We start from the raw sequence: 22,089 nt of genomic DNA on the forward strand, positions 1-22,089 counted from the left end.
CAAATCCTGCCCCCGCAACCAAAAATTTAACAGAATATCAAAGACTTGAAGTCGGCTCCAGCCGATCAAGTTTTTGATGTCGCGTTTTACATCAACGCCACATCAACGTTGGACGAGTCTGACCTGAGACCCGACTTCCCTCCAGTTTGAGGTAGATTCCGTCCCGAACGAGGAGACGGACAGAATGAAGAGATCACGGTTCAGCGAAGAGCAGATCATTGCGATCCTGAAGCAGCAGGAGAGCGGCGTGGCGACGGTAGATGTGTGCCGAGATCGACGCTGCCCTCGACCGCCGGCTGAGCAAAGCCACGCCATTGTTGCCAGGTCACCGGACAGAGGTTCGTTGCAAGCGAAACAAAACCCGCTACAATGTCTGGTGAAATGCAGCTAGATTCATTCTTTCCATATCGTCTCGCCGTCGCTTCGGAAGCCTTCTCGCGGAAGCTTACCGAGGTCTACCAGCAGGGATTTGGCTTGTCGCGGGAAGAGTGGCGCCTTCTGTTCCTGTTGGCCGATGCCCAGAACCTGACATCGCGGGAGCTTACCCAACGCACGACTCTCGACAAGGTGCAGGTCCATCGCGCTGCGCAGCGGCTGGAAGACAAGGGTCTGATCACCCGTGCCATTTCTGAAGGCGACCGCCGTATCAGGGTCTACAGTTGCACGCCGGAGGGCCATCGGCTTTTCGATGAACTCCTGCCGCAGGTCGAAGCCCGTGCGCAGGAAATGCTGATGTCCATGTCTGACGAGGATCGGGTGGCCCTCAACCGTGGTGTCTCTGCGCTTTTGAAGGCGGCAACCGGGTCTTGACGTCCAGACAGTGAAGCCGCTGCCAGAAGGGGCTGTTACCGAAACCCGGCGATCAGGGTCTTACGTGCACGTGAGAGATTGGCACCTTGATGGCGGCCGACGCTTTCCGGGCAGTCCGGTCACCCTGCCAACCTCTTCGAAGGGGTTGCGCGGGACACTCCGGTTGATCTGATCGCGTTTCCAGGTCCTTGCCTTTGAACGCAGGATGCCGGTCGCGTTCCTGTCGGCAGGGATCAGGTTGCCACGCCGAATGGCGTCATTGATCCGGCAGCGGCGGTCCGGGGGATCGCTCTTGCGGGCTGGTTCCCACGTCGCTCGGTGCGCTTCATGTCAGGGAGGGGGCGGGCGAGGGTGCATTCCCCAGGGAGCAATTGTTCCCCTCGAGTTCCCTCGCGTGCAGCCAACCGGCGTGTTTCAGGCCCACCCTTTTGGGGGCAGTGCCAGAGTGGCGGGGCAGACGGCGCTGCCCCGCCGGTTCACATCAATCCCACAAGCCAGAGCGAGAGCGACGGGATGAGGATGAGCAGCGCCAGCCGGATCACGTCGGCGATCCAGAAGGGGAACACCCCCTTGAAGATCGTGCCCAGCGAGACATCCTGCAGCACACCCTTCAGAACGAAGACGTTCATGCCGACGGGCGGCGTGATCAGGCTGATCTCGGTCGCCACGACGACGACGATGGCGAACCAGATCAGGGCGTTCTCCGGGTCGAGCAACAACTCGTTGGCAAACTCCAGCTCGAACATCAGCGGGTAGAAGACCGGGACGGTGAGCAGGATCATCGACAGGCTTTCAAGCACGCAGCCAAGCACCATGTAGACCACGATGATAAAGGCGATCACCGCCCAGACCGGCAGTTGGTTGTCGAGCACGAAGCCCGAGAGCGCATCTGGCAAGCCGGCGAAGTTGATGAAGTTGGTGAAGAGCTCGGCACCGATGATGACCGCAAAGATCATCGCCGTGGCCCGGATCGAATCCAGCGTGGCGGAGAAGAACCCCGACCATGTCATCGTCCTGAGCGCCAGAGCGATCAGAACCGAAGCCCCCGCGCCCATGCCCGCGGCCTCGGTTGGCGTGAAGAAGCCACCGTAGATCCCGACCATGATGAAGATGAACAGGCCAAGCACACAGACGACCCCGATAACGTCATCCCGGCTCATCGGTTCGGTGCTTGCCTTTTCCGGCGCCAGGGCCGGGTTGATCCGAACCGCCACCAATACGGCGCCAAGATAGAGCAGCACTCCGATGATCCCCGGCACGATGCCGGCGATGAACAGCTTGGCGATATTGGTTTCCGTCAGCAGGCCATAGATGATCAGGATCACGGACGGCGGTATCAGGATGCCGAGCGTGCCGCCGGCGGCAATGGAGCCTGTGGCGAGACGATCATCATATCCGAAACGGCGCATGGAAGGCATGGCCACCTTGGACATCGTCGCCGCCGTTGCCAGTGACGAGCCGCAGACCGCCGAAAAGCCACCGCAGGAGAAGACCGAGGCCATGGCCAGCCCGCCGCGAAACCGTCCAAAAAGCCGGTCGGCCCCGGCAAACAGGCCGTGCGCGACACCAGAACCCGCCAGGATGTTGCCCATGAAGATGAAAAGCGGGATGACCGACAGGCTGTACGACAGGGTGGTGTCAAAGGCGACCTGTCCGGTCATGGCCCATGCAGGTTCCCAGCCGCGCATGAAGGCAAAGCCAAACCCGCCCACAGCCGCCATCGCGAAGGCAATCGGCACCCGCAGAAGGATGAGGCCAAGAAGTACGGCGAAACCGATCAGGGACTCGATCATGGTGTCGCCTCCAGGTGGTCTTTGTCGGTATTGTGTTCGGGGGGCGGTTGCACGCCCCGCAGGAAGGCGATGAAGGCCGACACCATGCAGGAGGCCCCTGCAAGGTAGCCAAACGGCGCCAGCGGGATCTCGAGTGCGTTGCTCACCGCGCCGTCATGGGCCGCCCTGGCTGCGTGGGTAAACAGCCGCCAGGAAAATGTGGCCAGAAGCGCCGCTGAAAACAGTCCGGCGAAGGCCGCAAGCAGGCGTTGCGCCTTGGCTCCCAGAACCATGTTCAGCAGGTCCACCTCGACGTGTTCGCGCCGTTCGGTGGTAAGCGGCAGCGCCAGGAACACAAGCGCCGCAAGCAGGATTTCGGTGAGTTCGAACGCGCCGGCCAGCGGCGCGTTGAAGAAGTAGCGCCCGACGACATCGGCGCAGGTGATCAGGATCAGGCTGAACAGGATCAGAGCAGCTCCGACGCCCAGTGACCTGTCGAGCAGCAGCCCGATATCCAGCCCCCCTTCTTCAGGGGGCCGGTCGGGGAAACGATGGCGAAGCCGCTCCATCGATCAGAAGTCCACGCCGGCTTGTTTGCGCAGTTCGGCCAGGGCTGCTGTGCCGTCATAGCCATCCGCAGCGATTTCGTCGGACCAGGACTGTTCGTACTGGGCGGCAATCGACTTGATCCCGTCCAGAACCGCAGGCGGGGCTTCGTAGATTTCGATGCCGGCGTCCTGGATCTTGCTGATGGCCTTGTCGTCAGCGTTGTTCCAGGCTTCGCCGACCAGCTCGGCAAAGGCTTCGCCAGAGATCGCCTCGATCGCGGCCTGATCTTCCGGAGAGATTTCGGCCCATTTCTCGTCGTTGACCACCAGGAACCAGGTGGTGTTGTAGATGCCGCCCGGGACGGTCATGGAGTATTTCAGATCGTCGGTCAGTTTGAAGGCGGTCAGGGCTTCATAGGTGAAGGTCGCACCGTCGATCACCCCGCGCGACAGCTTCTCGTAGACTTCTCCCGAGGACATGAAAAGCGTGGTCGTCCCCAGGTCGGACATCATGTCAGAGATGTAGCCGCCGGGAACCCGGATCTTCAGACCGGCAAAGTCCTCGGGGGTTTCGATCTTGCGCGCGTTGTTGTGCAACACGCCGGGCCCGTGCACGAACAGGCCCAGAAGCTTGACGCCGTCATGTTCTTCCTGGGCGTTGAGCGGACCGGAATAAACGTTCCAGAAGGCTTTGGACCCGGCAACGGCGTCGTCTCCGATGAAGGAAAACTGGCCAATGCGGGACCGGCTGAAGCGATCGTCGGTGGTGAAGGAATGCAGGCCATAGGTGATGTCGGCGATGCCGTCCGCTGCCATGTCGTAATGCGTCGGCGGCGGCCCCATCGGCTTGGCCAGCACGCGGACCGTCACGCGGCCGTCGGTAACTTCGCCCACCTGTTTGGCCCAGGGCTTGATGGCGTCCACGACGATGGGGTGGCGCGGCGGCAGCCAGCTGGACAGCGCCAGCGTGGTATCGGCAATGGCCATCGACGCAAACGACATGGTGACGCTGGCTGCGCCGGCGAGCAGCAGTGCTGTGCCTTTAAACTTGATTTTCATGGTATCCTCCCTTGGTGTTTCAGATCTTGGCGGCAGCGAGAGCCTGGTTCAGGACCTCCCGGTCGCCGATGTGGTTGGCCAGTATCAGGATCAGCCGGGCGTTGATCGCATCGCTCTCGGCCTTGTCCTTTCCTTCGTGGATCGCCAGCAGATCGGCATAGAAATCGTCGGTCCCGTCGATATTGGGGGTCAGGATCAAATCGCTCATCAGACGGACTCCTTTCCGGTGGCGCGGCGCAGCGCGGTGCGCATCAGGGCTTCGTTGAATTCGCTGCGGCGGGAGGCAACATGCTGATCGGGCCGGATCAGGTAGACCGCCGATGTGGCCTCGCCCAGATAGCGCTCCTTGAGTCGCCCCGACGGGTCGTCGCTGGCCGAAAGGGCAATCCGCCGCGCGGTGATGCCGTCTTCTTCCAGTGTTTCGGGCGCATCCGCGTCGATTGTCAGGATCACGAATTCATCGCCGAGCTTCGACAGCAGGAAGTCGTCGCCCAGGGGGGCATCCGGACAAGGGGCCCCGGGGCGTGTGCGCGACGGGCCACCCAACAGCGCGTCCGCAGAGTTGAGGCCTGATCCGTCATAGACACAAGGCACGCTGAGCCGACCGGAATTGACCATTGGCCGGGCAAACGCATACTCCCTGCTCAGGCCCAGCACCGCATCCCGGAAAATCCGGCTGGTTTCGGTTTTCGGCGTGATGAAGTCGGTCGCGCGCGTGGAGTTCAGGATGTTCTCATCCGCTCCGTGGACCCGCTCAACGTCATAGCTGTCCAGAAGGCTTTCGGGAGCCTTGCCTTCGATCACAAGGCCCAGTTTCCAGCCGAGGTTGTCCACATCCTGCATGCCGGAGTTGGCACCCCGTGCCCCGAAGGGCGAAACCTGGTGCGCGGCGTCTCCGGCAAAAAGAACGCGGCCGGATCGGAAGCTGTCCATCCGCTTGCACTGGAACGTGTAGATCGAGGACCAGACCATCTCGTAATCGACATCGCCCAGCATCGCGTCCAGCCGGCGGCGGATGTTTTCCTCTTTCATTTCCTCCTTGCGGTCGACGTCCCAGCCGATCTGGAAGTCGATCCGCCAGACATCGTCGGGCTGTTTGTGCAGCAGCGCCGACGCGCCCGATCCGTGGCTGGGTTCGAACCAGAACCACCTTTCGGTCGGGAAGCGTTTTTCGCCCTTCAGCTTGATGTCGGCAATCAGGAAGCTGTCCTGAAACACGCGCCCGCTGAAGTCGAGGTCGAGCATCCCGCGCAGCGGCGAGCTTGCGCCGTCACAGCCGATCAGCCAGTCAGCCTCAAGGACATAGGGGCCGTCGGGTGTCATCACGGTCAGGACCACGTGGTCGTCCCGGACCTCTACCGCATCGACGCGGTTCTTGCCCCGCAGTTGGATCGGCGCACCCGCGGACTGAAGCTCGCGGGCCCGGTCAATCAGGAATTGCTCGAAATACGGCTGCTGCAGGTTGATGAAAGCGGGATACTGGTGACCCTCTTCCGGCAGCAGGTTGAATTCGAAAACCATGTCGTCGCGGTGGAACACCTTGCCAAGGTTCCAGACGACGCCCTTTTCCAGCATCGGTGTCCCGCAGCCATAGCGGTTCGAGATTTCCAGGCAACGCTTGGCAAAGCAGATTGCCCGGCTGCCCATGCCAATTCCTTCGTGATCGTCGAGCACCACGACAGGGATGCCCTGGCGACCGAGGTCAAGCGCGGTGGCCACGCCAATCGGACCGCCGCCCATGACCACGACCGGATGGCGCACTGGCGCCTCGGCATCCTGGTCGGGCGATCTCTCGTACGGATAGGCCTTGAAGGCCAGCTTGTATCTGTCATCAAACATGTCGGGTCTCCTCCCCTGACGTCTCAGCCCTGCAATTGTTCCCACATTTCTATGTCACGCTGCGCGGTCCAGATGCGCGGCGTATCGATGCCCCGCGCTTCATCGTAGGCGCGGGCGACATTGAAGGGCAGGCAGTGCTCGTAGATTGCGTAGTCCGCGAATTTCGGATCGCAGGCGGCGCGCACCGCGTCCCATGCGTCCTTCAGGCTGCCACCGCGTGCGGCCACGCGGGCTGCGGGGCGATAGGTGCTCTCGACGAAATCGCGGGTGCTTTCGATCGCGGCATGGACCATTTCCTTGCCAACCAGCGCATCGCCGCGGCCCGGTGCAATGGCATCGACGTCGAAGCCGGCGATATTGTCCAGCGTGCCGCCCCAATCGTTGAAATGCCCGTCGCCACAGTAGCAGGCGGAGTGGTATTCGACGATGTCCCCGGTGAACATCACGTTCTGGTCCGGAACGTGAATGACGATGTCACCGGCGGTATGCGCGCGCCCCAGATGCATCAGGTCCACGCGGCGGTTGCCTAGAAAGACCGACATCCTGTCCTTGAAGGTGGTGGTGGGCCAGGTCAGCCCTGGGATGCTCTCGTGTCCCTCGAACAGACGCGGGAAGCGCTGGAACTCGCTGTCCCAATCTTCCTTGCCGCGTTCAGCCACCATCGCGCGGGCCTTGTCCGACATGAGGACCTGGCTTGCCCCGTAGGCCGAAGCGCCAAGAACCCGCACGGCATGGTAATGCGTCAGGACCAGGTGAGAGATTGGCTTGTCCGTTACTTCGCGAACTTTTTCGATCACCTTGTTTGCCAGGCGCGGCGTCGCCTGTGCTTCGACGATCATCACGCTGTCATCGCCGATGATCACACCCGAGTTCGGGTCGCCTTCGGCGGTGAAGGCCCAGAGCCCGTCGCCCACTTCGGTAAAACTGATCGTTTTCTCTCCCAGGTCTCCCTGCGATGCGAATGCCTTTGCCATGTGTTTCTCCGTGGGTGCTTCGTTGTTCGGGGCAACGGAATGGGTGGGAACTTCGGCGTTACTCTTCACAATGTTTCATATGAAACGTTTATCGTTGCAAATGAAACGAAAGTCAAGGATGTCGCTCGCGCACCGTCAGTTCCCAAGAAAGGTCAGAATATCCAAATCTTTTCAAAAGGTCACAGATATTATCGTCCGGGGCCCTGCGCCGGGCCACGAAAAGAAGGGAATCGATGCGGCATATCGAACTGGCACAGGTGCGTCGAAGCATGGGCCAAACTGATCAGAGGCCGGCCAAACCGGCCACGGCAAAGACCGACCGGTCCCCGCGATCCTGCTTTGGGTCTTCGAACGCCGGGGACGGACCGCGCCCGTGGGCGAGGGTCTTCAGGCCGCAGGCGGCACAGCGCAGCTCACCCCCCCGGGCAGACCGGCAGGGCGATGCACTCTTCGTCATCTTGGTCCCTGATGGGCGCGCAGGACGTCGCCCACGCTGTCGCAGGGTTGCCCTGAAAAAAACGCTGCGGTTGGCCCGGGTCAGTCGAAGGGGCTGTCGCGGCCCTGTGGGTGAACGTTTTCGTAGTATTCGGAGAGGGTCAGCGCGCCGGCAGCGGCTTCGTCAAGGATGATCGTGGCGCGGGCATGTAGTTGCAGTGCCGAGGCCGGGCAGGCTGCACTGAGCGGGCCTTCGACCATGCGGGCGACGGCATCGGCCTTGGCCTCTCCGGTGGCGAGCAACAGACAGGCCCGCGATGCAAGAATGGTGGCCACGCCCATGGTGATGGCGTAGCGCGGCGTTTCTTCGAAGGATGCGAAGTAACGCTGGTTGGCGCGGCGGGTGCTTGTTGTCAGCGTCTTGATCCGGGTGCGCGAGCCAAGGCTGGCCGTCGGTTCGTTGAAGCCGATATGCCCGTTGTGACCGATCCCGAGGAGTTGCAGATCAATGCCGCCCGCGGCCTCGATCAGGGCCTCGTAGTCCGCCGAGGCGGCCTGCGGATCGGCGGCGTCCCCCTTGGGCAGATGGGTGCGCGTCGGGTCGATGTCGACCAGCCCGAAGAACGCCTCTTGCATGTAGCTGTGGTAGGAACAGGGGTGGTCCGGCGCCAGGCCGATGTACTCATCCAGGTTGAAGCTGGTGGTTTCGGCAAAGGACAGCCCGTCGTCACGGTGACGCTGGGCAAGGGCCTGATAGAGCGGCAGCATGGTGCCGCCGGTCGCCAGCCCCAGCACCGCGGCGGGCTTGGCTTGCACGGTGCGGGCGACCAGATCGGCGGCGCGTTGCATCGCGGCCTGTTCGTCAGGAAGGATCAGGACCTTCATGGGTTTTCCTTTCCCAGGTGGGCAGCCAGCGCGCCAATCAGCGGCGCGTCATGGCCAAGTTCGGCAAGAACAAGGCGCGGGCGGAACAGTTCGGGTTCATCGCTCAGCACGCTGCGCATGCGTTCGATGTATCCGGGTGCAAGGCCGATGCTGCCGCCCATCGCCACCGTATCGAGGCCCAGAATAGCGGTCAGGTCACCGATCAGCGTGGCCACCGCGCGGGCCGAAGTGGCGACGATCCGGTCGGCCCAGTCCTGGCCTTCGGACGCGGCCAGGAACACGGCGCGGGCATCGACGCCCTGGTGACCGGCGGCCGCCGCTGCGGCGGCAATACCGCGCCCGCCCGCGGTGCTTTCGACCGTTGCCATGCGGCCGCTGCCGCAGGGGCCGTTGGCGTGGCGGCTGGAAACGAACCCGACATGCCCCGCAAGGCCGTTTTCGCTTGAAACAAGGCGGTTGCCGATGACCAGCCCACCGCCAACCCCGGTCGAGACCGTGATGTAGGCAAAGCTGTCGCTGGTAGCGCCAGCGCCGAAAAGCCCTTCGGCAAAGGCGGCGGCTGCGGCGTCGTTCAGGCAGGTGGCGGCGCCAAGGGCGCGCACCAGTTCCTGTTCCAGCGGAAACCCGAGGATCGCGGGCAGTGTCCCGCTGTTGACCGCGTGCCAGGCCCCCGCGCGATCGACCCGCCCGGTGACGGCAGCGCCAAGGGGCGCGCCCTTGCTGTGGCCCAACTGGTCCAGCAACGTGCGAATGGCGGCAATCTGAGCCTCGGGTCCGGCGGCGGGGTCAGTGGGGGCCAGAAGCCGCTCGACGACCTTGCCGTTTTCAATCCGGGCGGCGGCGATCTTGGTGCCGCCCAGATCGGCAGCGAACCCATTCAGGGCGTCGCGCTGAATGATCTTCATGCCCGTTCCTCGATGGCCTGCGAAACGGCATCACGGAACCAGCCGGTGACATGCTCCAGCCGCGTCAGCGCGGTGCCGACCGTTACGGCGTCCGCCCCGGCGGCCATCGCCTGGGCGGCAAGCGCGGGCGTATTGGCCCGCCCCTCGGCCATGACAAAGCCGCCGAGGTCCCGGAATGCGCCGATCAACACCGTATCCAGGCCTTCGGTCCGGCCCGCGGTTTCGTCGGTATAGCCCGACAGGGTGGTGCCAAGGATCGCCGCGCCTTCGGACAGGGCCCGCCGCCCGTCCGCAAGCGTAGAGCAATCGGCCATGGCCAGTGCGCCGGCCGCATGGATCGCGGCCAGGATCGCGGCGGTGGATTCCGGGCGAGGCCGGTCGGTGGCGTCATAGGCGATGATGTCGGCGCCTGCCTCGGCCAGGGCCCGGACATCCGCCAGATAGGGGGTGATGCGCACCGGGCTGTCGTCCAGGTCGCGCTTGAGGATGCCGATGATCGGTACCGAGACGCGCGGGCGCACCGCGGCCAGGTTTTCGACGCCTTCGATCCGCAGCCCGTCCGCCCCGCCTGCCACGGCGGCAGCGGCCATGGCGGCGACGATATCGGGGTGGTCCATAGGTCCGTCATCGACAGGCTGACAGGAAACGACAAGGCCGCCGCGCAGGGTATCAAGCAGGGTCATGGTCATGTCAGTCCATCAGGCTCGGCAGGCCGGTTGACAGGATCGGAAAGGCACAGACCAGGATCAGCACCACGAACGGCGGGATCAGCCAGGGCAGGATCGCCTTGGCAAGCCGCTGATACGGGATGCCCCCGACCTGTGCGACCACGAACAGGGCCATGCCCATGGGCGGCGTCAGGATCGAGATCATCAGGTTCAGCACGGTGATGATGCCGAAGTGCACCGGGTCGATGCCAAAGCCCATGGCCACCGGCACCAGGATCGGCACAACCACCAGCAGGATCACCAGCGCCTCGATGAAGCAGCCCAGGAAGAAGATCATCACGTTGACGGCGATCAGGAAGGTGATCGGGCTGTCGGCGATGGACAGGAAGAACGTCGCGATCTGCTGCGGGGCCTGTTCACGCGCCATGATGAAGCTGAGCAACCCCACGCCCGCGACGATGGTGGCGATCGACGCCGATGTCGTGGTGGTTTCATAGATCGCATCCCACAGTTTGCGGAAGGTCAGCTCGCGGTAGAAGACCAGGTCGATCAGGATCGCGTAGAGGACGGTAATCGCCGCGGCTTCGGTGGGTGAGAACAGGCCGGAAAAGATGCCGCCGACGATGACCACGGGGGTCATCAGCGCGGGCAGGGATTTCACGAACAGCGTGCCGACCTCTCCGGCACTGCTGCGCGTGTCGGTGGGATAGTTGCGCTTGCGGGCGATGAACCAGACCATGACCATCAAGGCCGCCGCACACATGACGCCGGGAATGATGCCGCCAAGGAACAGTTTGCCGATGGAGACGTTGGCAATCACCCCATACAGAACCATGGTGATCGACGGTGGCACCAGCGGGCCGATCATCGACGATGCGGCGGTCACGGCCCCGGCGAAGTCATCGTCATAGCCGGCCTCGCGCATGGCCTCGATCTCCATCTTGCCCAGGCCGCCGGCGTCGGCCAGCGCCGAGCCGGACATGCCGGAAAAGAACAGTGATGCCAGCACGTTGACGTGACCCAGGCCGCCGGTGATATGGCCAACAAGCGACCGCGCAAAGCCGAAGAGATGGTTGGTGATCCCGGCAGAGTTCAGAACCCCCGCCGCGAGGATGAACAGCGGCACCGCCAAAAGCGGAAAGCTGTTCAGCCCGTCGGTCATGCGTTGCATGGCAAAGCTGATGCCCATGCCGGTGTAATAGAAATACCCCATGGATACGAAGATCATGGCGACCCCGATGGGCACGCCGATCAGCACGAAGACCAGCCACAGGATTCCGACGATGGCAAGGATCATAGCGTGGGCTCCCGAGAGACGGTGACATTGCGGCGGCCCAGCAGGCGGCGGACAATCCGGTGAAAGATAAGGATGGCGGCAACCAGACCGGAAGCGTACAGCACCGCGTCAGTGGTCGGCAGGGTGACAGTGGTGTTGTCGGCGGTCCGCAGAACTGTCTTGTAGGCGATCCAGATGAGATGGCCGACGATTCCCAGGTAGATCAGGTCGATCACCGTATAGAGAACAAGGCGGGCGCGCGCGGGCAGCCGCTCGGCCAGAAACGCCATGCGCAACTGGCCGTCCTGGCGTTCGACCTCGGCGATGCCGATGAAGGCCATCCAGACCCAAAGCCAGCGTGCGGCTTCCTCTGTCCAGACGGGGCCACGAAACAACGGGGTGCGGCCAAAGACCTGGATCAGCACAACGCCGATCAGGACGATGAAGAACAAAGAGGCGACGATGCCTTCGATGCTGTACTTGCGCGGAGTCTTCAACGGCTTTCCCCCTACAGGCAGATGAACTCTGCGGGCGCCAAAGCGCCCGCAGAGGGGTTGATTACTCGCCGCGAACGCGGGCGATGGCGCCTTCGCCGAACTGCTCTTCAAGCGTGTCGTAGTACGGCTTCATCGCAGCCCGGAACGGGGCCAGGTCAGGACGGGTGATGGTCAGGCCGCGCCCTTCGAACGTGGCGATCAGGTCGTTCTCGGCCTGTTCGGTCAGGCTGTTGTTCAACTCGCCACCGGCGGCCACCGCTTCGTTGAACCAGCCCTGTTCCTCGGCACTAAGGCTGTCCCACAGGTCGTCCGCAATCTGAACCGCAGCGGATGCGATGAAGTGGTTGGTCATCGCCACATGCGACTGCACTTCATAGAACTTCATTGCCTCGATGGTGGGCAGCGGGTTCTCTTCGGCGTCAACCTGGTTGGTCTGAAGCGCCAGGTAGACTTCTGCGAAGGCGACCGGGGCGGGGGTGGCGCCGACGTTCTCGGCATAGGCAATCAGGAACGGAACGTTGGGTGTGCGCAGCCGCAGGCCCGCCATGTCATCGATGGATTCGATGGCCCGGTTCGACGTGGTCTGACGGGTGCCGTAGTACCACACGTCCAGCAGGTGAACGCCCTTGTCCTCGAACTTCGCCGCCATCTCCTGACCCCACGGGCCGGCGATGATTTCCTTGAGGTGGGCGAAATCATCGGCAACATACGGCGCGCCGATCAGGTTCAGTTCCGGAATGATATAGCTCATGTCGGGATAGCCGGTGATGACCATGTCCAACTCGCCCGCCTGAAGCTGAGCAACCATCGATTTGAAGTCGCCGAGGGTCGAAGAGGGGAACAGTTTCACGGTCATTTCGCCGCCCGAGACTTCTTCCAGCTTGCTGGCGAATTCCTGAGCGCCCTTGTAGACGTTCGAGCTTTCGTTGTCCTGCAGGCCGAATGTCAACGTGCGTTCGGCCATGGCCGGGGCGGCCAATGCCAGGGTCGCCGCGCAGGCAAGCAAAGTGGTCTTAAGTTTCATGGTATCCTCCTTGGTGATTGATATACGGCGGGAGCACCCGCCGGGTGTCAGTGTGAGAAACGCTCGTCATTGGCTGGTGGAAGCTTCGGGGCCTTGAGACGGGCACGATAGGATCGGGCCAGGTGGCGATCCATCACGTCGGTCGCCGCCACGACATCGCCATCCAGGATCGCCTGATAGATCTTGCGGTGTTCATCATAGGCGATCCGGTCGTAACGCATTGCATCATCCGTCGGCGGCCGATGGGCGATCATCGTGCTGACAAACATGTCGTGCAGCGTCAGGATCACCGGGTTGCCAACAACAGAGACCAACGCGCGGTGAAACGCAATGTCGGTGGTCGCGAAATCGGGGGTGCCAACGGCGTCGAAGTTGCGCTCGAGCGCGGTTTGCAATTTGGTCAACTGGATATTGTCGGCGCGCATTGCGGCCTCGCGCGCGGCCCCGGTTTCGATGAACTGGCGCATCTGTTCCAGGTGGGCGCCGCTTTCGGCGTCGCCGAAAATATCGCGGATAAGGTCGCCCGTTCCCTTCAGCACGGTTGCAATCGACGGGAGTGCGGCGCGCGGCCGTCTGCCTGCGCCCGTGGCGGCATAGCCGCGTATCTGCATCTGAACCAATGCTTCGCGCACCGTGGGGCGCGAAGCGGAAAACCGTTCGCACAGGTCGCGCTCTGTCGGCAGGGGGGCATCGGGCTGGTACTCGCCATTGCGGATCTCGGCGATCAGCGTATCGGCGATCACGTCCGGCGTTCGCCGCTGTGCGAGATCATCGTCGGTGGTCGCGGGCATCTGGCGTCTCCTCTCGCTAGTTTGGTATTACATCAATCAATTCTTGTCAAACCAAAGATTGATTGTATATTGCGGATGATGGAATTTGGCCTGCTATGTGTAAGGCCAAATGGAAATCTGGCTTTCCGCGATGGCCTGCCAAGCAATAGGTAGAGGTTCGAATGACCGAGAAACTGACTGGAATGTATGCCGCGTTGATGACCGGCCTCGACGATGCCGGAGAATTCGACGAAGGCAGGCAGCGCAGCCTGACCGGCTATGTGTTGAAGCAGGGGCTGACAGGGCTCTACGTCGGCGGCAGCAGCGGCGAATCGGGGCTGCTGGGTGTTGATGAACTGGCCGAACAGCAAGGCGTCGTCGCCGATTGCGCCAAGGGCACGGATGCCAAGCTGATCGCCCATGTCGGGATGCCCAACCTGCGTGATTCCATTCGCCTGGCGCAGCGCGCGTCGGATCTTGGCTATCATGGTCTGTCTGCCCTTCCTCCGCATTCCTACCCGTTCAGCGATGCCGAGATTGAAGGCTATTACCGCGACCTGGCCGGGGCAACCGACCTTCCGCTGATCGTCTACGAGGTGCCGATCCGCACCGGGCGTCCGATCCCGCTGGACTCGCTGGAGCGGATCCTCGACTTGCCGAACGTCACCGGCATCAAGTTTACCTCGACCGACCTGTTCAAGCTTTCGATGCTGCGCCGCCGTCGTCCCGACAGCAGCTATTTCTTCGGCTTCGACGAAATCTACCTGACCGGCGGCGTGCTGGGCGCGGATGGCGGGATCGGGACGACCTACAACATCCTTGGCAAGCTTTATGTCGCGCTGGATGCCGCACTGCGGGCCGGCGACCTGAGCCGCGCGCAAGAGTTGCAGGACGCGTCGCAGATCTTTGTCGAGGCGCTTTTGGACACCGGCGTTCTGCCGGGCATGAAGGCGGCGTTCCGCATTCTTGGCATCGACTGCGGCAAGACCCGTGCGCCGATGAGCCTGCGCATGTCCGACGCCAAGGCCGAGGCGCACATGCGCGCGGTTCTGGAGCGCCCCGAGATCAAGGCCTGGCTCGTCTGAGCCAGACCTTCACAGCACGAAGCCCGGCACCGGACACCAAAGACACGACTTCAGGAGGAGAAGGTTCAATGTCACGACGCAGACAAATACTCGGCGGGGTGAGCGCGCTCATGCTCGCCACGACGGCCGCAACCGCCATGGCAGAAACCTGGCCGGACCTGCCCGTCGGGGTCAAGAACGGCATCGCTGCACGTATCGACGACAAGCTGATCGTCGGCCTGGGCAGTGCTGGTGCGCAGGTCTTCGCGCTGGATCTGAACGATACGGCGGCAGGTTGGCAGGCGCTTGCGGACTTTGACGGCCCTGCGCCCGGGCAGCCCGCCACCGCGGTGGCGAATGGCGCGCTCTATGTCTTCAGTGGCTCTGGCAAGGCGACGCCCGACGCGGCATCCCCGATCATCTTCGACGCGGTCAGCCGGTATGACCCAGAAGCAAACACTTGGGAAACGCTGGATACGACGACGCCGGTCGGCCTTCTGGGAGCCAGCGCCGTAACGCTGGAAGATGGCCGCATCGCCATCCTGGGCGGATACAACAAGGAGCTTTTCGACACCTATCTGGCCGAGGTCCTTGCCATCGACAAGGCGACCGACCCTGACGGATGGAACGCGGTCGTGGATGCCTACATGGGCATGGCGCCGGAAGACTACCGCTGGAACGACATGGTGCTGACCTACGATCCCGCCGCGAATGCCTGGGGCGATTTGGGTGCCAACCCGGAACTTCCCAACACCGGATCGGCGGTTGTCGAGACCGCGCCCGGCACCTTCCTGGTCATCAACGGCGAAATCAAACCGGGTCTGCGCACCGACGCGGTCAAATCCGTCACGTTCGATGGGGATGCGGCCAAATGGTCCGCCATTGCGCCGGTGCCCGCCCCGGACGGCAGCGACGTGCAAGAAGGTCTCGCAGGGGCCTATGGCGGCCTGTCGAACGGCTATGTCCTGGTCGCTGGCGGTGCAAACTTCCTGGGTGCGCGCGCGGCAGCCGATGCCGGCAACTGGTACGCGCATGAGGGCCTTTCAAAGAACTGGGCCTCGGATGTGTTCGCATTGAAGGATGGTCAGTGGGCGCAGATCGGGCAACTGCCCGACGGTCTCGCCTATGGCGGGTCCTTCACCGTCGAGGACGGGCTTCTTGTCGTTGGCGGCGAGGATGCAGAACGGAACGCGCGCAGCGAGGTCTTCTTGCTGCAATGGGATGGCGAGAGCCTGGCAATCACGGACTGACACGACCTTGCAGCCGGCCCGCATCTGCTGGGCCGGCTGCAACACTTTCGCCGGCATTGCCCCCGGGGCGCATCCCAGACGCCTGCGAGCGGCGCGCCGGTCGGCGACCCAAGCAACCCCTGCTCTAAGGGGGCGTGTCGGGCGACTATGCGTCTTTGGATGATACCGCCGGTATCACCTCTATACGGCGATAGGGCGCGACGAATCCGGCCTTGCGCAGGGCTTCGTCCACAAGGGTAAAGACCTCGTCCCGGCAATCGATGTCACGGTCGAAGCGGGACAGCCAATAGCGCAGCGCATAGGTGATCCCCCCTTCCTCATAGGCCAGAACCCGAACGTCCGGCGCAGGGTCCTGCTGGATGAGTTCCGCGGCTTCCAGGGCCGCCAGCATCACTTCGCGGGCGCGTGCGATCGACACGCTGTGGTCGAGCGTGATGCTGACCTGGGCGCGGTACTTCGGCTTTGGTGCGGAATAGTTGGTGATGCGCTGGCGCGCGATCTGGCTGTTGGGCAGGATCACATAGGCAGCATCGCGGGTCAGAAGACGCGTGGTGCGCCAGCCGATCTCGATCACCTTGCCACGGGCCAACCCTTCGATGTCGACCCAGTCGCCGATGCGAAACGGCCCCTCAACGCCCAGGGCAATCCCGGACAGCGTGTCGGCGACGACGTTTCGAATGGCGAAACCCAGCAGGGCCAGCACAAGGCCGGACCCCGCCAGCGCTCCGACCGCGCCTTGCCCCATGAAATGCGAGGTGGTCGCGACAAAGGCGGCCAGAAACATCAGGGCCGCCACCATGTCCTTGAGGAGGCGCGGGTAGGGACGACGCCGCACCGCCGCCTGGTCGAAGGCCAGTCCCGCGATACGGCTGACCAGCCAGGCCGCCGCGAAATACGCCAGCGCGGTGACGGCAAGCGTCACGGTCTCGCTGGTTCCGAAAACCACGGCCACCCGCGCCGGAAACAGCAACAGACCCAGGCTGACAACCGCCAGAATGACGGGCCAGAGTAGTCGGCGGATGTGATGCATCACGGTCATGGCAGGTGCTCTTTCGGCTGGTTGGACTGCGGGGGGCGCAAGGACCAGGCAGGGCCGGTTGGGATGAGGACCGGCCTTGGCCCGGCGGATGGGGCGGCGCGGGTGCGGCCCGTGGGGGGAAACCCGAAAGCGTCGCGGCGAACCGGGCGCGACCGCACGTTGGGCGAGGGCCGGCAGGCGCACACCGAAGCGGTGCCTTTCGGGCGGTGCCGGTCGCGCGGGTCTGGCAATCGGTCATAGCGGTGCCTCCGGGCGGCCCGTTTCACGCAGGGTGGTATCGGCACTCAACGTGCCCCCCGGAGGGTCCATCGGCGATCGTCTTGCGTCAACGATTTCCTGAAAGGGCGGTCCAGATGGGGGCCGCCCTCACGGTTGTCGTGGTGTCATGCCCTACCCTTGACCGCGGGTGGCTCTACCCGGATCACCGTCAGCATCCGCCGTTGGTCGGCACGCGTGTCCCAGTGGAAAACGGCGCCTTCGGCCAGCCCCAGCAGCGCGACACCAATGGGGGTCAGGACCGACACGCGTTGTTGCGTGATGTCGGCATCTTCGGGAAACACCAGCGTCACGCGTTTCTCAAGGCCGGTGGTCTCGTCGCGGTAGGTCACGGTGCTGCCGATTGACACGACATTTGCCGGCATCTTGGACGGCGCGACAATCCGGGCCCGTCCCAGTTCGTCCAACAGGCGGTCCGCCAGTGCGGGATTGCGGTGCAAAGCGCCTTCGGCCAGGGCTTCGATATGCGCAAGATCATCGGCACTGATCATGACTTTTGGAGCCCGAAGGCTACGCTTTTTGGCGGGTTTGTTCATTTCGACCATCATTGAAAGGCCTCCTCGATGTGAGTGCGTGAAGGCGAAAGGCGGGGTGCCGTTCGCTGTTGGGGACTATCTGGGTTTCAGCACGGGTTCCGCGCGGCGCCATACCGCTCGCGGACAGGTTCTGGTCTTGCGTTCCTGTCGTGCAGGTCCTGCACGAAGGCCGTTGTCAGGTGGCGGCGGGGGCCTGAACGACCGGCTGCGCGCGCAGGTCAGATCGGGTCTGGGTGTTGGTCCGCAAGGTGTCTTGGATGCAGCTCATGATTTCTCCTCGGACGACTGCGTCGCCGCGTGTTCATTTCAGGACAATGAGGAGACCCCGGGTGGTTCGGCAGGCGCGAACGCGCCTAGACCGCCCGGGGAAACGGGCGGTTCAACAGACGAAATCGGAAATGATCTGCATGTGCCATCATGATCCTTGAGGTAGGTATCCGGTTCCCAATAGTCAATCGGCAACCGCCATACAGTTCGTGCCGCACATCGTGACCGACGGATTCGGGCGCTTTTTGGCCGAAAGGTCGCACCCCTCAGCGACCGTATTGAAAGCCACCGTTGCGGTGACCATATCAGGACCATGATGATGTTCAGCTTCCATATGAGGTTCCTGCTCAACGCAGGAAAGCTACTGAACCGCCGGTAACCCCGGGCGGGCAGGCAGCCGTGCTTGTTCACGCCTCGGGGTTCTCTGATCTTCCTTAGATTAATCAAGCAAGACGCAGGCGTTCACGCAGGATATGCGGACCACCGTGTCCAACTGTGCGCGTTGACACCCAACGTCTTGATACCAGCAGTTTCAGGATTGGAGGATGACATGTCCATCTACATCACCCGTCAAGATATCGCCCCCGCTTCCGGAAAGCATGGCGGTGAGGAATACAGCAATCCCTTCCGGCGGTTGTTCGGCCGCGCAATCAGAAGTTTGCGGCGTCGCAAGATGATCGCAATGCTCGAGTCCCTGGATAACAACACGCTCAGGGATATCGGCCTCAACCGCCGCGATATTGTCCGCGTGGTCAACGAGTTCGATGATCGCGAATTGGGCATGGCGCCCTTGGCACAGCCCGCAGCGCCAGTCCGGGCAAGCCTTGAACCGCAGCAGATGGCGGCCTGACCGGCCTTGAACGTGACCATCGCGTCACCGGGTTCCGGTGACGCGAGCCCCAAACTTGCATGTGACCTGTTTCGATCGGAAAGGACCGAAGAGATGATGATCTGTAGAGCCGATTTCGAAGAGCTGTTTCCCGAACTGTTCCCGGCCGAGCCGGCCCCCGAAGTGAGCCAGGTGGCAATGCCTGACAGCGCGTCGATCAGCGCGCGCCCGGATGACAACGCTGGCAAAAGACGGCCCTCGCCCTGGCAAGGCCGTGTGGTTTCCGATCGCGAGCCGCACCATGATCCGGACAATCTGGGGAACGCCTCGGAAGGTGCCGCCGCCGCCGTGATGCCGGCCGCGATGGCCTATGCCGCCGCATGGACGATGCTGTCGGCCCTCGGGTCGATGTCAGCGGACCGGCGCATGGCGTTTTAATCGCCGAACCGTTGGGTTCATGTTCCAGAAGGAGGATTGACCATGAAGGCCATGCGCATTCTCGCGGCGGTCGGCCGGTTTCCGGATGACGACGCGGTGCTGCAGCGCGGTATGGAGATTGCAGCGCGCCACGGTGTGCCGCTGACCATCGCGCATGTGTTGGAAACGCCCGATGATCCGGCGGCCCCTTCTTCTCGAAATACGGCGGAAACCGTCGCGCGTGACGAGATCGAAACGGCGTTGCACCGGCATGGTTTCGATCCGGCGGACACCGAGATATGGATCGAGACCGGTTCCCCCCCGCGGGTTCTTGTCGAGATCTGCAAAGGTCTGAAGCCGGCGCTTGCCGTGATGCGCGCGCATCACAAGCCCTGGCTGGTCAAGAAGCTGATCGGATCGACCACCGAAAAGGTGATCGCCGCTGACATCGTGCCGGTCCTACTTGTCCGGCACCCCGTCGAAAAGCCGTACGGACGCGTGGTGCTGGCGATCGACGGACCCGACGCGGCACCGGCGGCGCTGTCTTTCGTGGGGGCGCTGTTGCCGGATGCGGCCTTGCACCTGGTTCAGGCCGTCGAAGTGGCACAACAGCTTGAAGAGTCAATGCTGCGTGTGGGGCTGCCTCGGTCCGACCTGGTGGCGCATCACGATGTCCTTGCACAGGCCGCCGAAAGCCACCTTCGCGCGCTGACGGGCGCACTTGAGACCGGTGTGACCTGGCAGGTGTTGCTTGGCGAGCCGTCGGCGGAACTCACCCGTGTGACGCAGGACGCTGATGTGGACCTGATCGCGCTTGGACCCAACCGGTCCGGTCTGGTCAGGCGCGTGTTCATGGGCAGTGTGACCCAAAGCTTGCTGCGCGACGCTGCCTGCGATGTGCTGGTCGGCCGCCGCTCGATGCCTGTATCCGGGATGTAGACTGGACTGGCACATGGGCGGCCGGTGGCACCAAGACCGATACCCAATAACGCTCGAAATAGGAGGTTCCCATGACGAACACTTTGAAACAAAACCCGCAAACCAAAGACTCCAAGACCGATCTGTCGAACGCCCTGTCCGTGTCTGATGCCCTGGGCAAGGTTCTGAGCGACACCTACCGGCTTGTTCTGAAAAGCCACGTCTACCACTGGAACGTGACCGGCCCGTTGTTCGTTTCGGTCCACGACATCACCGAGCAACAGTATACCGACATGTTCGCCGCCGCTGATGTGTTGGCCGAGCGCATACGGGCCCTGGGCAAGCCTGCCTTGATCAGTCCGGCGGGTCTGGCTGCGGGGCCGGACGGGCAGGACCTGAACGCAGGCCTGTCGGCGGAAGAGATGGTCAAGGACCTTCTGTCCGACCACGAGGCTTTGGCAGAAAGCATGCGTGCGCTGGTCGAAACCGCAGAGTCCGCGCAGGATCCGGTGACCGCGGACCTTGCCACCGAACGTGCCGGCTTCCACGAACAGGCGGCCTGGATGCTGCGCGCGATCGCGTCCTAGGTCCACGCGGGCACCACGATGCCCGTCAGATCAGCCCCGGCTATAGCCGGGGCTTTTTTTTGGTGCGTTCCTGACGGGGGCAATCTACGCTTGGGGCAGCATGACAGCCCGCCCTAAACCGTTTGCTGGAGACAGAAGATTCCCGATCAAGCCGTGCCCCATAATTTTCGCAGTCTGCTGTCGCCTGTAAAATCCCTGCTTGGCGGCACCATCGCTTTCATGGCCGGCAACAGCCTGCTGGGTGTTGTGCTGCCGCTTCGGATGCAGGCGGCGGACTATTCCGTGGCTTTGATCGGCGCGATCATGGCGGCCTACTATCTGGGGCTGGCCCTTGGTGGCTACAAGGCCAAGCATGTCATCCTTCGGATCGGACATATCCGCGCCTTCGCCGCCTTCGCGGCGCTGACCGCGGCCACATGCCTTGCCTATGACTTTTTCTTCACGCCGGCTGCCTGGGTGGCCCTGCGGGTTCTCAACGGTTTCTGCATCGCCGGGATGACAACTTCGATCGAGAGCTGGCTCAACGAAAGAAGCAGCAATGCAACGCGGGGGCGCGTTCTGGGCTTCTACATGCTGGCGTTCTATCTTGCGATTGCGTTTGGCCAGACCCTGGTGAACGTTGCTCCGGTTGGCGGCAGTGATCATCTGATGATTTCCGCGGCGCTGATCGGGTTGTCGCTGGTGCCGATCGCCATGACCGGGCTGGGCGAACCCAAGCTTGGTGATCTGCGCGTTCTGGGCGTCAAGAAACTGTACGCCGCGTCGCGGGTTGGGGTGATCGGCGCGGCCGTCGCCGGAATTCTTGTCGGTTCGTTCTACGCCATGGGTGTAGTCTTTGCCCGTCAGATCGGGTTGGGCGTGACCGAAGCCGCCATGTTCATGAGTACCGTGGTGATCGGCGGTCTTGCTTTCCAGGTGCCGGTCGGCATGCTGGCGGACAGGTTCGACCGACGCATTGTCATGGCCTGCATGTTGATCGCCGTCGGGCTGTCCTGGGGGTTGTTGTCGAACTCGATTGCCAGCGGGGTTCCGCTGTCCTGGCTGATGGTCCTGGCGCTGCCCTTCGGGGGTACAATCAGCAGTGTCTACCCGCTTTGCGTCGCCCAGACCTTTGACCGGCTGGAGCGGAAATACTACGTCGCGGCGTCGGGGCGTCTGCTGATGGTCTATTCCATCGGCGCGACGATCGGACCGCTGCTTGCGTCAACGCTGATGTCGATCTACGGGCCCTATTCGTTCTTTCTGTTCGAATCCGCCGTCGCGATTTCCTACGCCATCTTCGTTCTGTTCTGTGTCCGGGCGCGGCCTGATCTGCCCGCCGAAGGAAGCGAAAAGTTCGTGCCGCTGCCAGACATCTCGCCGGTTGCCATGGCACTGGATCCACGCGTCGAACCGGAACCGGAAACGCCCGAGTCCAAGACGGCCTGATGTGGCGAGATCCTGT

The 22,089-nt window shown here is 62.9% G+C and carries 24 protein-coding genes and 1 pseudogene; 9 read left to right on the plus strand and 16 right to left on the minus strand.

The window, feature by feature from the left end; all coding sequences use genetic code 11:
• Positions 1-184 precede the first annotated feature (184 nt).
• Together H8B03_RS18045 and H8B03_RS18050 are read left to right on the plus strand one after the other, a co-directional pair.
• A pseudogene (locus H8B03_RS18045) lies at positions 185-271 on the plus strand (transposase); the annotation flags it as partial.
• A 98-nt stretch (positions 272-369) separates the two neighbouring features.
• Entirely contained in the window at positions 370-810 is a 441-nt protein-coding gene (locus H8B03_RS18050) for a MarR family winged helix-turn-helix transcriptional regulator (RefSeq protein WP_226926120.1), read from the plus strand.
• 476 nt (positions 811-1,286) lie between these two features.
• Here the strand turns inward: H8B03_RS18050 and H8B03_RS18055 are convergent, their stop codons facing one another.
• The 13 genes from H8B03_RS18055 to H8B03_RS18115 form a co-directional block, all read right to left on the minus strand.
• Entirely contained in the window at positions 1,287-2,603 is a 1,317-nt protein-coding gene (locus H8B03_RS18055) for a TRAP transporter large permease (RefSeq protein ID WP_193143288.1), read from the minus strand.
• A complete protein-coding gene (locus H8B03_RS18060) occupies positions 2,600-3,151 on the minus strand; it encodes a TRAP transporter small permease (RefSeq protein WP_193143289.1) in 552 nt (183 codons plus the stop codon). The genes H8B03_RS18055 and H8B03_RS18060 overlap by 4 nt, the downstream gene beginning before the upstream one ends.
• 3 nt (positions 3,152-3,154) lie before the next feature.
• Positions 3,155-4,189, minus strand: coding sequence for a TRAP transporter substrate-binding protein (locus tag H8B03_RS18065; RefSeq protein WP_193143290.1), 1,035 nt, complete (start codon positions 4,187-4,189; stop codon positions 3,155-3,157).
• Positions 4,190-4,208: 19 nt separating this feature from the next.
• A complete protein-coding gene (locus H8B03_RS18070) occupies positions 4,209-4,397 on the minus strand; it encodes a DUF2783 domain-containing protein (protein ID WP_193143291.1) in 189 nt (62 codons plus the stop codon).
• Positions 4,397-6,028, minus strand: coding sequence for an FAD-dependent oxidoreductase (locus H8B03_RS18075; RefSeq protein WP_193143292.1), 1,632 nt, complete (start codon positions 6,026-6,028; stop codon positions 4,397-4,399). The genes H8B03_RS18070 and H8B03_RS18075 overlap by 1 nt, the downstream gene beginning before the upstream one ends.
• Before the next feature lie 23 nt (positions 6,029-6,051).
• Positions 6,052-7,002: an MBL fold metallo-hydrolase gene (locus tag H8B03_RS18080; RefSeq protein WP_193143293.1), complete on the minus strand. Its 951-nt coding sequence runs from the start codon at positions 7,000-7,002 to the stop codon at positions 6,052-6,054.
• 537 nt (positions 7,003-7,539) lie between these two features.
• Positions 7,540-8,322: a glucosamine-6-phosphate deaminase gene (gene nagB / locus H8B03_RS18085; protein WP_193143294.1), complete on the minus strand. Its 783-nt coding sequence runs from the start codon at positions 8,320-8,322 to the stop codon at positions 7,540-7,542.
• The gene (locus H8B03_RS18090; RefSeq protein ID WP_193143295.1) at positions 8,319-9,227 is read right to left on the minus strand and encodes an ROK family protein; all 909 of its coding nucleotides are present in this window, start codon (positions 9,225-9,227) and stop codon (positions 8,319-8,321) included. The genes nagB and H8B03_RS18090 overlap by 4 nt, the downstream gene beginning before the upstream one ends.
• Positions 9,224-9,910, minus strand: coding sequence for a putative N-acetylmannosamine-6-phosphate 2-epimerase (locus H8B03_RS18095; protein WP_193143296.1), 687 nt, complete (start codon positions 9,908-9,910; stop codon positions 9,224-9,226). Before H8B03_RS18095 ends, H8B03_RS18090 begins: the two co-directional genes overlap by 4 nt.
• Before the next feature lie 7 nt (positions 9,911-9,917).
• Complete coding sequence (locus H8B03_RS18100) at positions 9,918-11,192, minus strand: TRAP transporter large permease (protein WP_193143297.1); 1,275 nt, start codon at positions 11,190-11,192, stop codon at positions 9,918-9,920.
• Entirely contained in the window at positions 11,189-11,668 is a 480-nt protein-coding gene (locus H8B03_RS18105) for a TRAP transporter small permease (RefSeq protein WP_193143298.1), read from the minus strand. The genes H8B03_RS18100 and H8B03_RS18105 overlap by 4 nt, the downstream gene beginning before the upstream one ends.
• Positions 11,669-11,729: 61 nt before the next feature.
• Positions 11,730-12,692: a sialic acid TRAP transporter substrate-binding protein SiaP gene (locus H8B03_RS18110; RefSeq protein WP_193143299.1), complete on the minus strand. Its 963-nt coding sequence runs from the start codon at positions 12,690-12,692 to the stop codon at positions 11,730-11,732.
• 47 nt (positions 12,693-12,739) lie between these two features.
• Complete coding sequence (locus H8B03_RS18115) at positions 12,740-13,483, minus strand: FCD domain-containing protein (protein WP_193143300.1); 744 nt, start codon at positions 13,481-13,483, stop codon at positions 12,740-12,742.
• A gap of 161 nt (positions 13,484-13,644) precedes the next feature.
• On the opposite strand from H8B03_RS18115, the gene H8B03_RS18120 reads away from it, so the two are divergent.
• Both H8B03_RS18120 and H8B03_RS18125 read left to right on the plus strand, forming a co-directional pair.
• On the plus strand, positions 13,645-14,547 hold the full coding sequence (locus tag H8B03_RS18120; RefSeq protein ID WP_193143301.1) for a dihydrodipicolinate synthase family protein: 903 nt from the start codon (positions 13,645-13,647) through the stop codon (positions 14,545-14,547).
• A 68-nt stretch (positions 14,548-14,615) separates the two neighbouring features.
• Positions 14,616-15,776, plus strand: coding sequence for an N-acetylneuraminate epimerase (locus H8B03_RS18125; RefSeq protein ID WP_193143302.1), 1,161 nt, complete (start codon positions 14,616-14,618; stop codon positions 15,774-15,776).
• Between the two features lie 145 nt (positions 15,777-15,921).
• On the opposite strand, the gene H8B03_RS18130 is transcribed toward H8B03_RS18125, so the two are convergent.
• From H8B03_RS18130 to H8B03_RS18140, 3 genes are all read right to left on the minus strand, one after another.
• Positions 15,922-16,815: a mechanosensitive ion channel family protein gene (locus tag H8B03_RS18130; RefSeq protein WP_193143303.1), complete on the minus strand. Its 894-nt coding sequence runs from the start codon at positions 16,813-16,815 to the stop codon at positions 15,922-15,924.
• A 383-nt stretch (positions 16,816-17,198) separates the two neighbouring features.
• Positions 17,199-17,636: a nucleoside diphosphate kinase regulator gene (gene rnk, locus H8B03_RS18135; protein ID WP_226926129.1), complete on the minus strand. Its 438-nt coding sequence runs from the start codon at positions 17,634-17,636 to the stop codon at positions 17,199-17,201.
• 442 nt (positions 17,637-18,078) lie between these two features.
• The gene (locus H8B03_RS18140) at positions 18,079-18,228 is read right to left on the minus strand and encodes a hypothetical protein (RefSeq protein ID WP_193143304.1); all 150 of its coding nucleotides are present in this window, start codon (positions 18,226-18,228) and stop codon (positions 18,079-18,081) included.
• 216 nt (positions 18,229-18,444) lie between these two features.
• Here H8B03_RS18140 and H8B03_RS18145 point away from each other — a divergent pair, with 216 nt between their 5' ends.
• From H8B03_RS18145 to H8B03_RS18165, 5 genes are all read left to right on the plus strand, one after another.
• A complete protein-coding gene (locus tag H8B03_RS18145; protein WP_193143305.1) occupies positions 18,445-18,744 on the plus strand; it encodes a DUF1127 domain-containing protein in 300 nt (99 codons plus the stop codon).
• A 93-nt stretch (positions 18,745-18,837) separates the two neighbouring features.
• Positions 18,838-19,161 (plus strand): hypothetical protein, encoded by a 324-nt coding sequence (locus H8B03_RS18150; protein WP_193143306.1) that lies wholly within the window; start codon positions 18,838-18,840, stop codon positions 19,159-19,161.
• 42 nt (positions 19,162-19,203) lie between these two features.
• Positions 19,204-20,079, plus strand: a complete 876-nt coding sequence (locus tag H8B03_RS18155) for a universal stress protein (protein ID WP_193143307.1) — start codon at positions 19,204-19,206, stop codon at positions 20,077-20,079.
• Positions 20,080-20,150: 71 nt separating this feature from the next.
• Positions 20,151-20,645 (plus strand): Dps family protein, encoded by a 495-nt coding sequence (locus H8B03_RS18160; RefSeq protein WP_193143308.1) that lies wholly within the window; start codon positions 20,151-20,153, stop codon positions 20,643-20,645.
• Between the two features lie 153 nt (positions 20,646-20,798).
• Positions 20,799-22,073: an MFS transporter gene (locus tag H8B03_RS18165; protein WP_319022506.1), complete on the plus strand. Its 1,275-nt coding sequence runs from the start codon at positions 20,799-20,801 to the stop codon at positions 22,071-22,073.
• Positions 22,074-22,089 lie beyond the last annotated feature (16 nt).

It is taken from the genome of Meridianimarinicoccus sp. MJW13, from assembly GCF_014901205.1.
Lineage (GTDB): Bacteria > Pseudomonadota > Alphaproteobacteria > Rhodobacterales > Rhodobacteraceae > Meridianimarinicoccus.

What these genes read in the sequence shown, in the direction of transcription:
- H8B03_RS18050 (WP_226926120.1), top strand. Translation starts at nt 370, where the DNA reads ATGTCTGGTGAAATGCAGCTAGATTCATTCTTTCCATATCGTCTCGCC.
- H8B03_RS18055 (WP_193143288.1), bottom strand. Translation starts at nt 2,603, where the DNA reads ATGATCGAGTCCCTGATCGGTTTCGCCGTACTTCTTGGCCTCATCCTT.
- H8B03_RS18060 (WP_193143289.1), bottom strand. Translation starts at nt 3,151, where the DNA reads ATGGAGCGGCTTCGCCATCGTTTCCCCGACCGGCCCCCTGAAGAAGGG.
- H8B03_RS18065 (WP_193143290.1), bottom strand. Translation starts at nt 4,189, where the DNA reads ATGAAAATCAAGTTTAAAGGCACAGCACTGCTGCTCGCCGGCGCAGCC.
- H8B03_RS18070 (WP_193143291.1), bottom strand. Translation starts at nt 4,397, where the DNA reads ATGAGCGATTTGATCCTGACCCCCAATATCGACGGGACCGACGATTTC.
- H8B03_RS18075 (WP_193143292.1), bottom strand. Translation starts at nt 6,028, where the DNA reads ATGTTTGATGACAGATACAAGCTGGCCTTCAAGGCCTATCCGTACGAG.
- H8B03_RS18080 (WP_193143293.1), bottom strand. Translation starts at nt 7,002, where the DNA reads ATGGCAAAGGCATTCGCATCGCAGGGAGACCTGGGAGAGAAAACGATC.
- nagB (WP_193143294.1), bottom strand. Translation starts at nt 8,322, where the DNA reads ATGAAGGTCCTGATCCTTCCTGACGAACAGGCCGCGATGCAACGCGCC.
- H8B03_RS18090 (WP_193143295.1), bottom strand. Translation starts at nt 9,227, where the DNA reads ATGAAGATCATTCAGCGCGACGCCCTGAATGGGTTCGCTGCCGATCTG.
- H8B03_RS18095 (WP_193143296.1), bottom strand. Translation starts at nt 9,910, where the DNA reads ATGACCCTGCTTGATACCCTGCGCGGCGGCCTTGTCGTTTCCTGTCAG.
- H8B03_RS18100 (WP_193143297.1), bottom strand. Translation starts at nt 11,192, where the DNA reads ATGATCCTTGCCATCGTCGGAATCCTGTGGCTGGTCTTCGTGCTGATC.
- H8B03_RS18110 (WP_193143299.1), bottom strand. Translation starts at nt 12,692, where the DNA reads ATGAAACTTAAGACCACTTTGCTTGCCTGCGCGGCGACCCTGGCATTG.
- H8B03_RS18115 (WP_193143300.1), bottom strand. Translation starts at nt 13,483, where the DNA reads ATGCCCGCGACCACCGACGATGATCTCGCACAGCGGCGAACGCCGGAC.
- H8B03_RS18120 (WP_193143301.1), top strand. Translation starts at nt 13,645, where the DNA reads ATGACCGAGAAACTGACTGGAATGTATGCCGCGTTGATGACCGGCCTC.
- H8B03_RS18125 (WP_193143302.1), top strand. Translation starts at nt 14,616, where the DNA reads ATGTCACGACGCAGACAAATACTCGGCGGGGTGAGCGCGCTCATGCTC.
- H8B03_RS18130 (WP_193143303.1), bottom strand. Translation starts at nt 16,815, where the DNA reads ATGACCGTGATGCATCACATCCGCCGACTACTCTGGCCCGTCATTCTG.
- rnk (WP_226926129.1), bottom strand. Translation starts at nt 17,636, where the DNA reads ATGGTCGAAATGAACAAACCCGCCAAAAAGCGTAGCCTTCGGGCTCCA.
- H8B03_RS18140 (WP_193143304.1), bottom strand. Translation starts at nt 18,228, where the DNA reads ATGGAAGCTGAACATCATCATGGTCCTGATATGGTCACCGCAACGGTG.
- H8B03_RS18145 (WP_193143305.1), top strand. Translation starts at nt 18,445, where the DNA reads ATGTCCATCTACATCACCCGTCAAGATATCGCCCCCGCTTCCGGAAAG.
- H8B03_RS18150 (WP_193143306.1), top strand. Translation starts at nt 18,838, where the DNA reads ATGATGATCTGTAGAGCCGATTTCGAAGAGCTGTTTCCCGAACTGTTC.
- H8B03_RS18155 (WP_193143307.1), top strand. Translation starts at nt 19,204, where the DNA reads ATGAAGGCCATGCGCATTCTCGCGGCGGTCGGCCGGTTTCCGGATGAC.
- H8B03_RS18160 (WP_193143308.1), top strand. Translation starts at nt 20,151, where the DNA reads ATGACGAACACTTTGAAACAAAACCCGCAAACCAAAGACTCCAAGACC.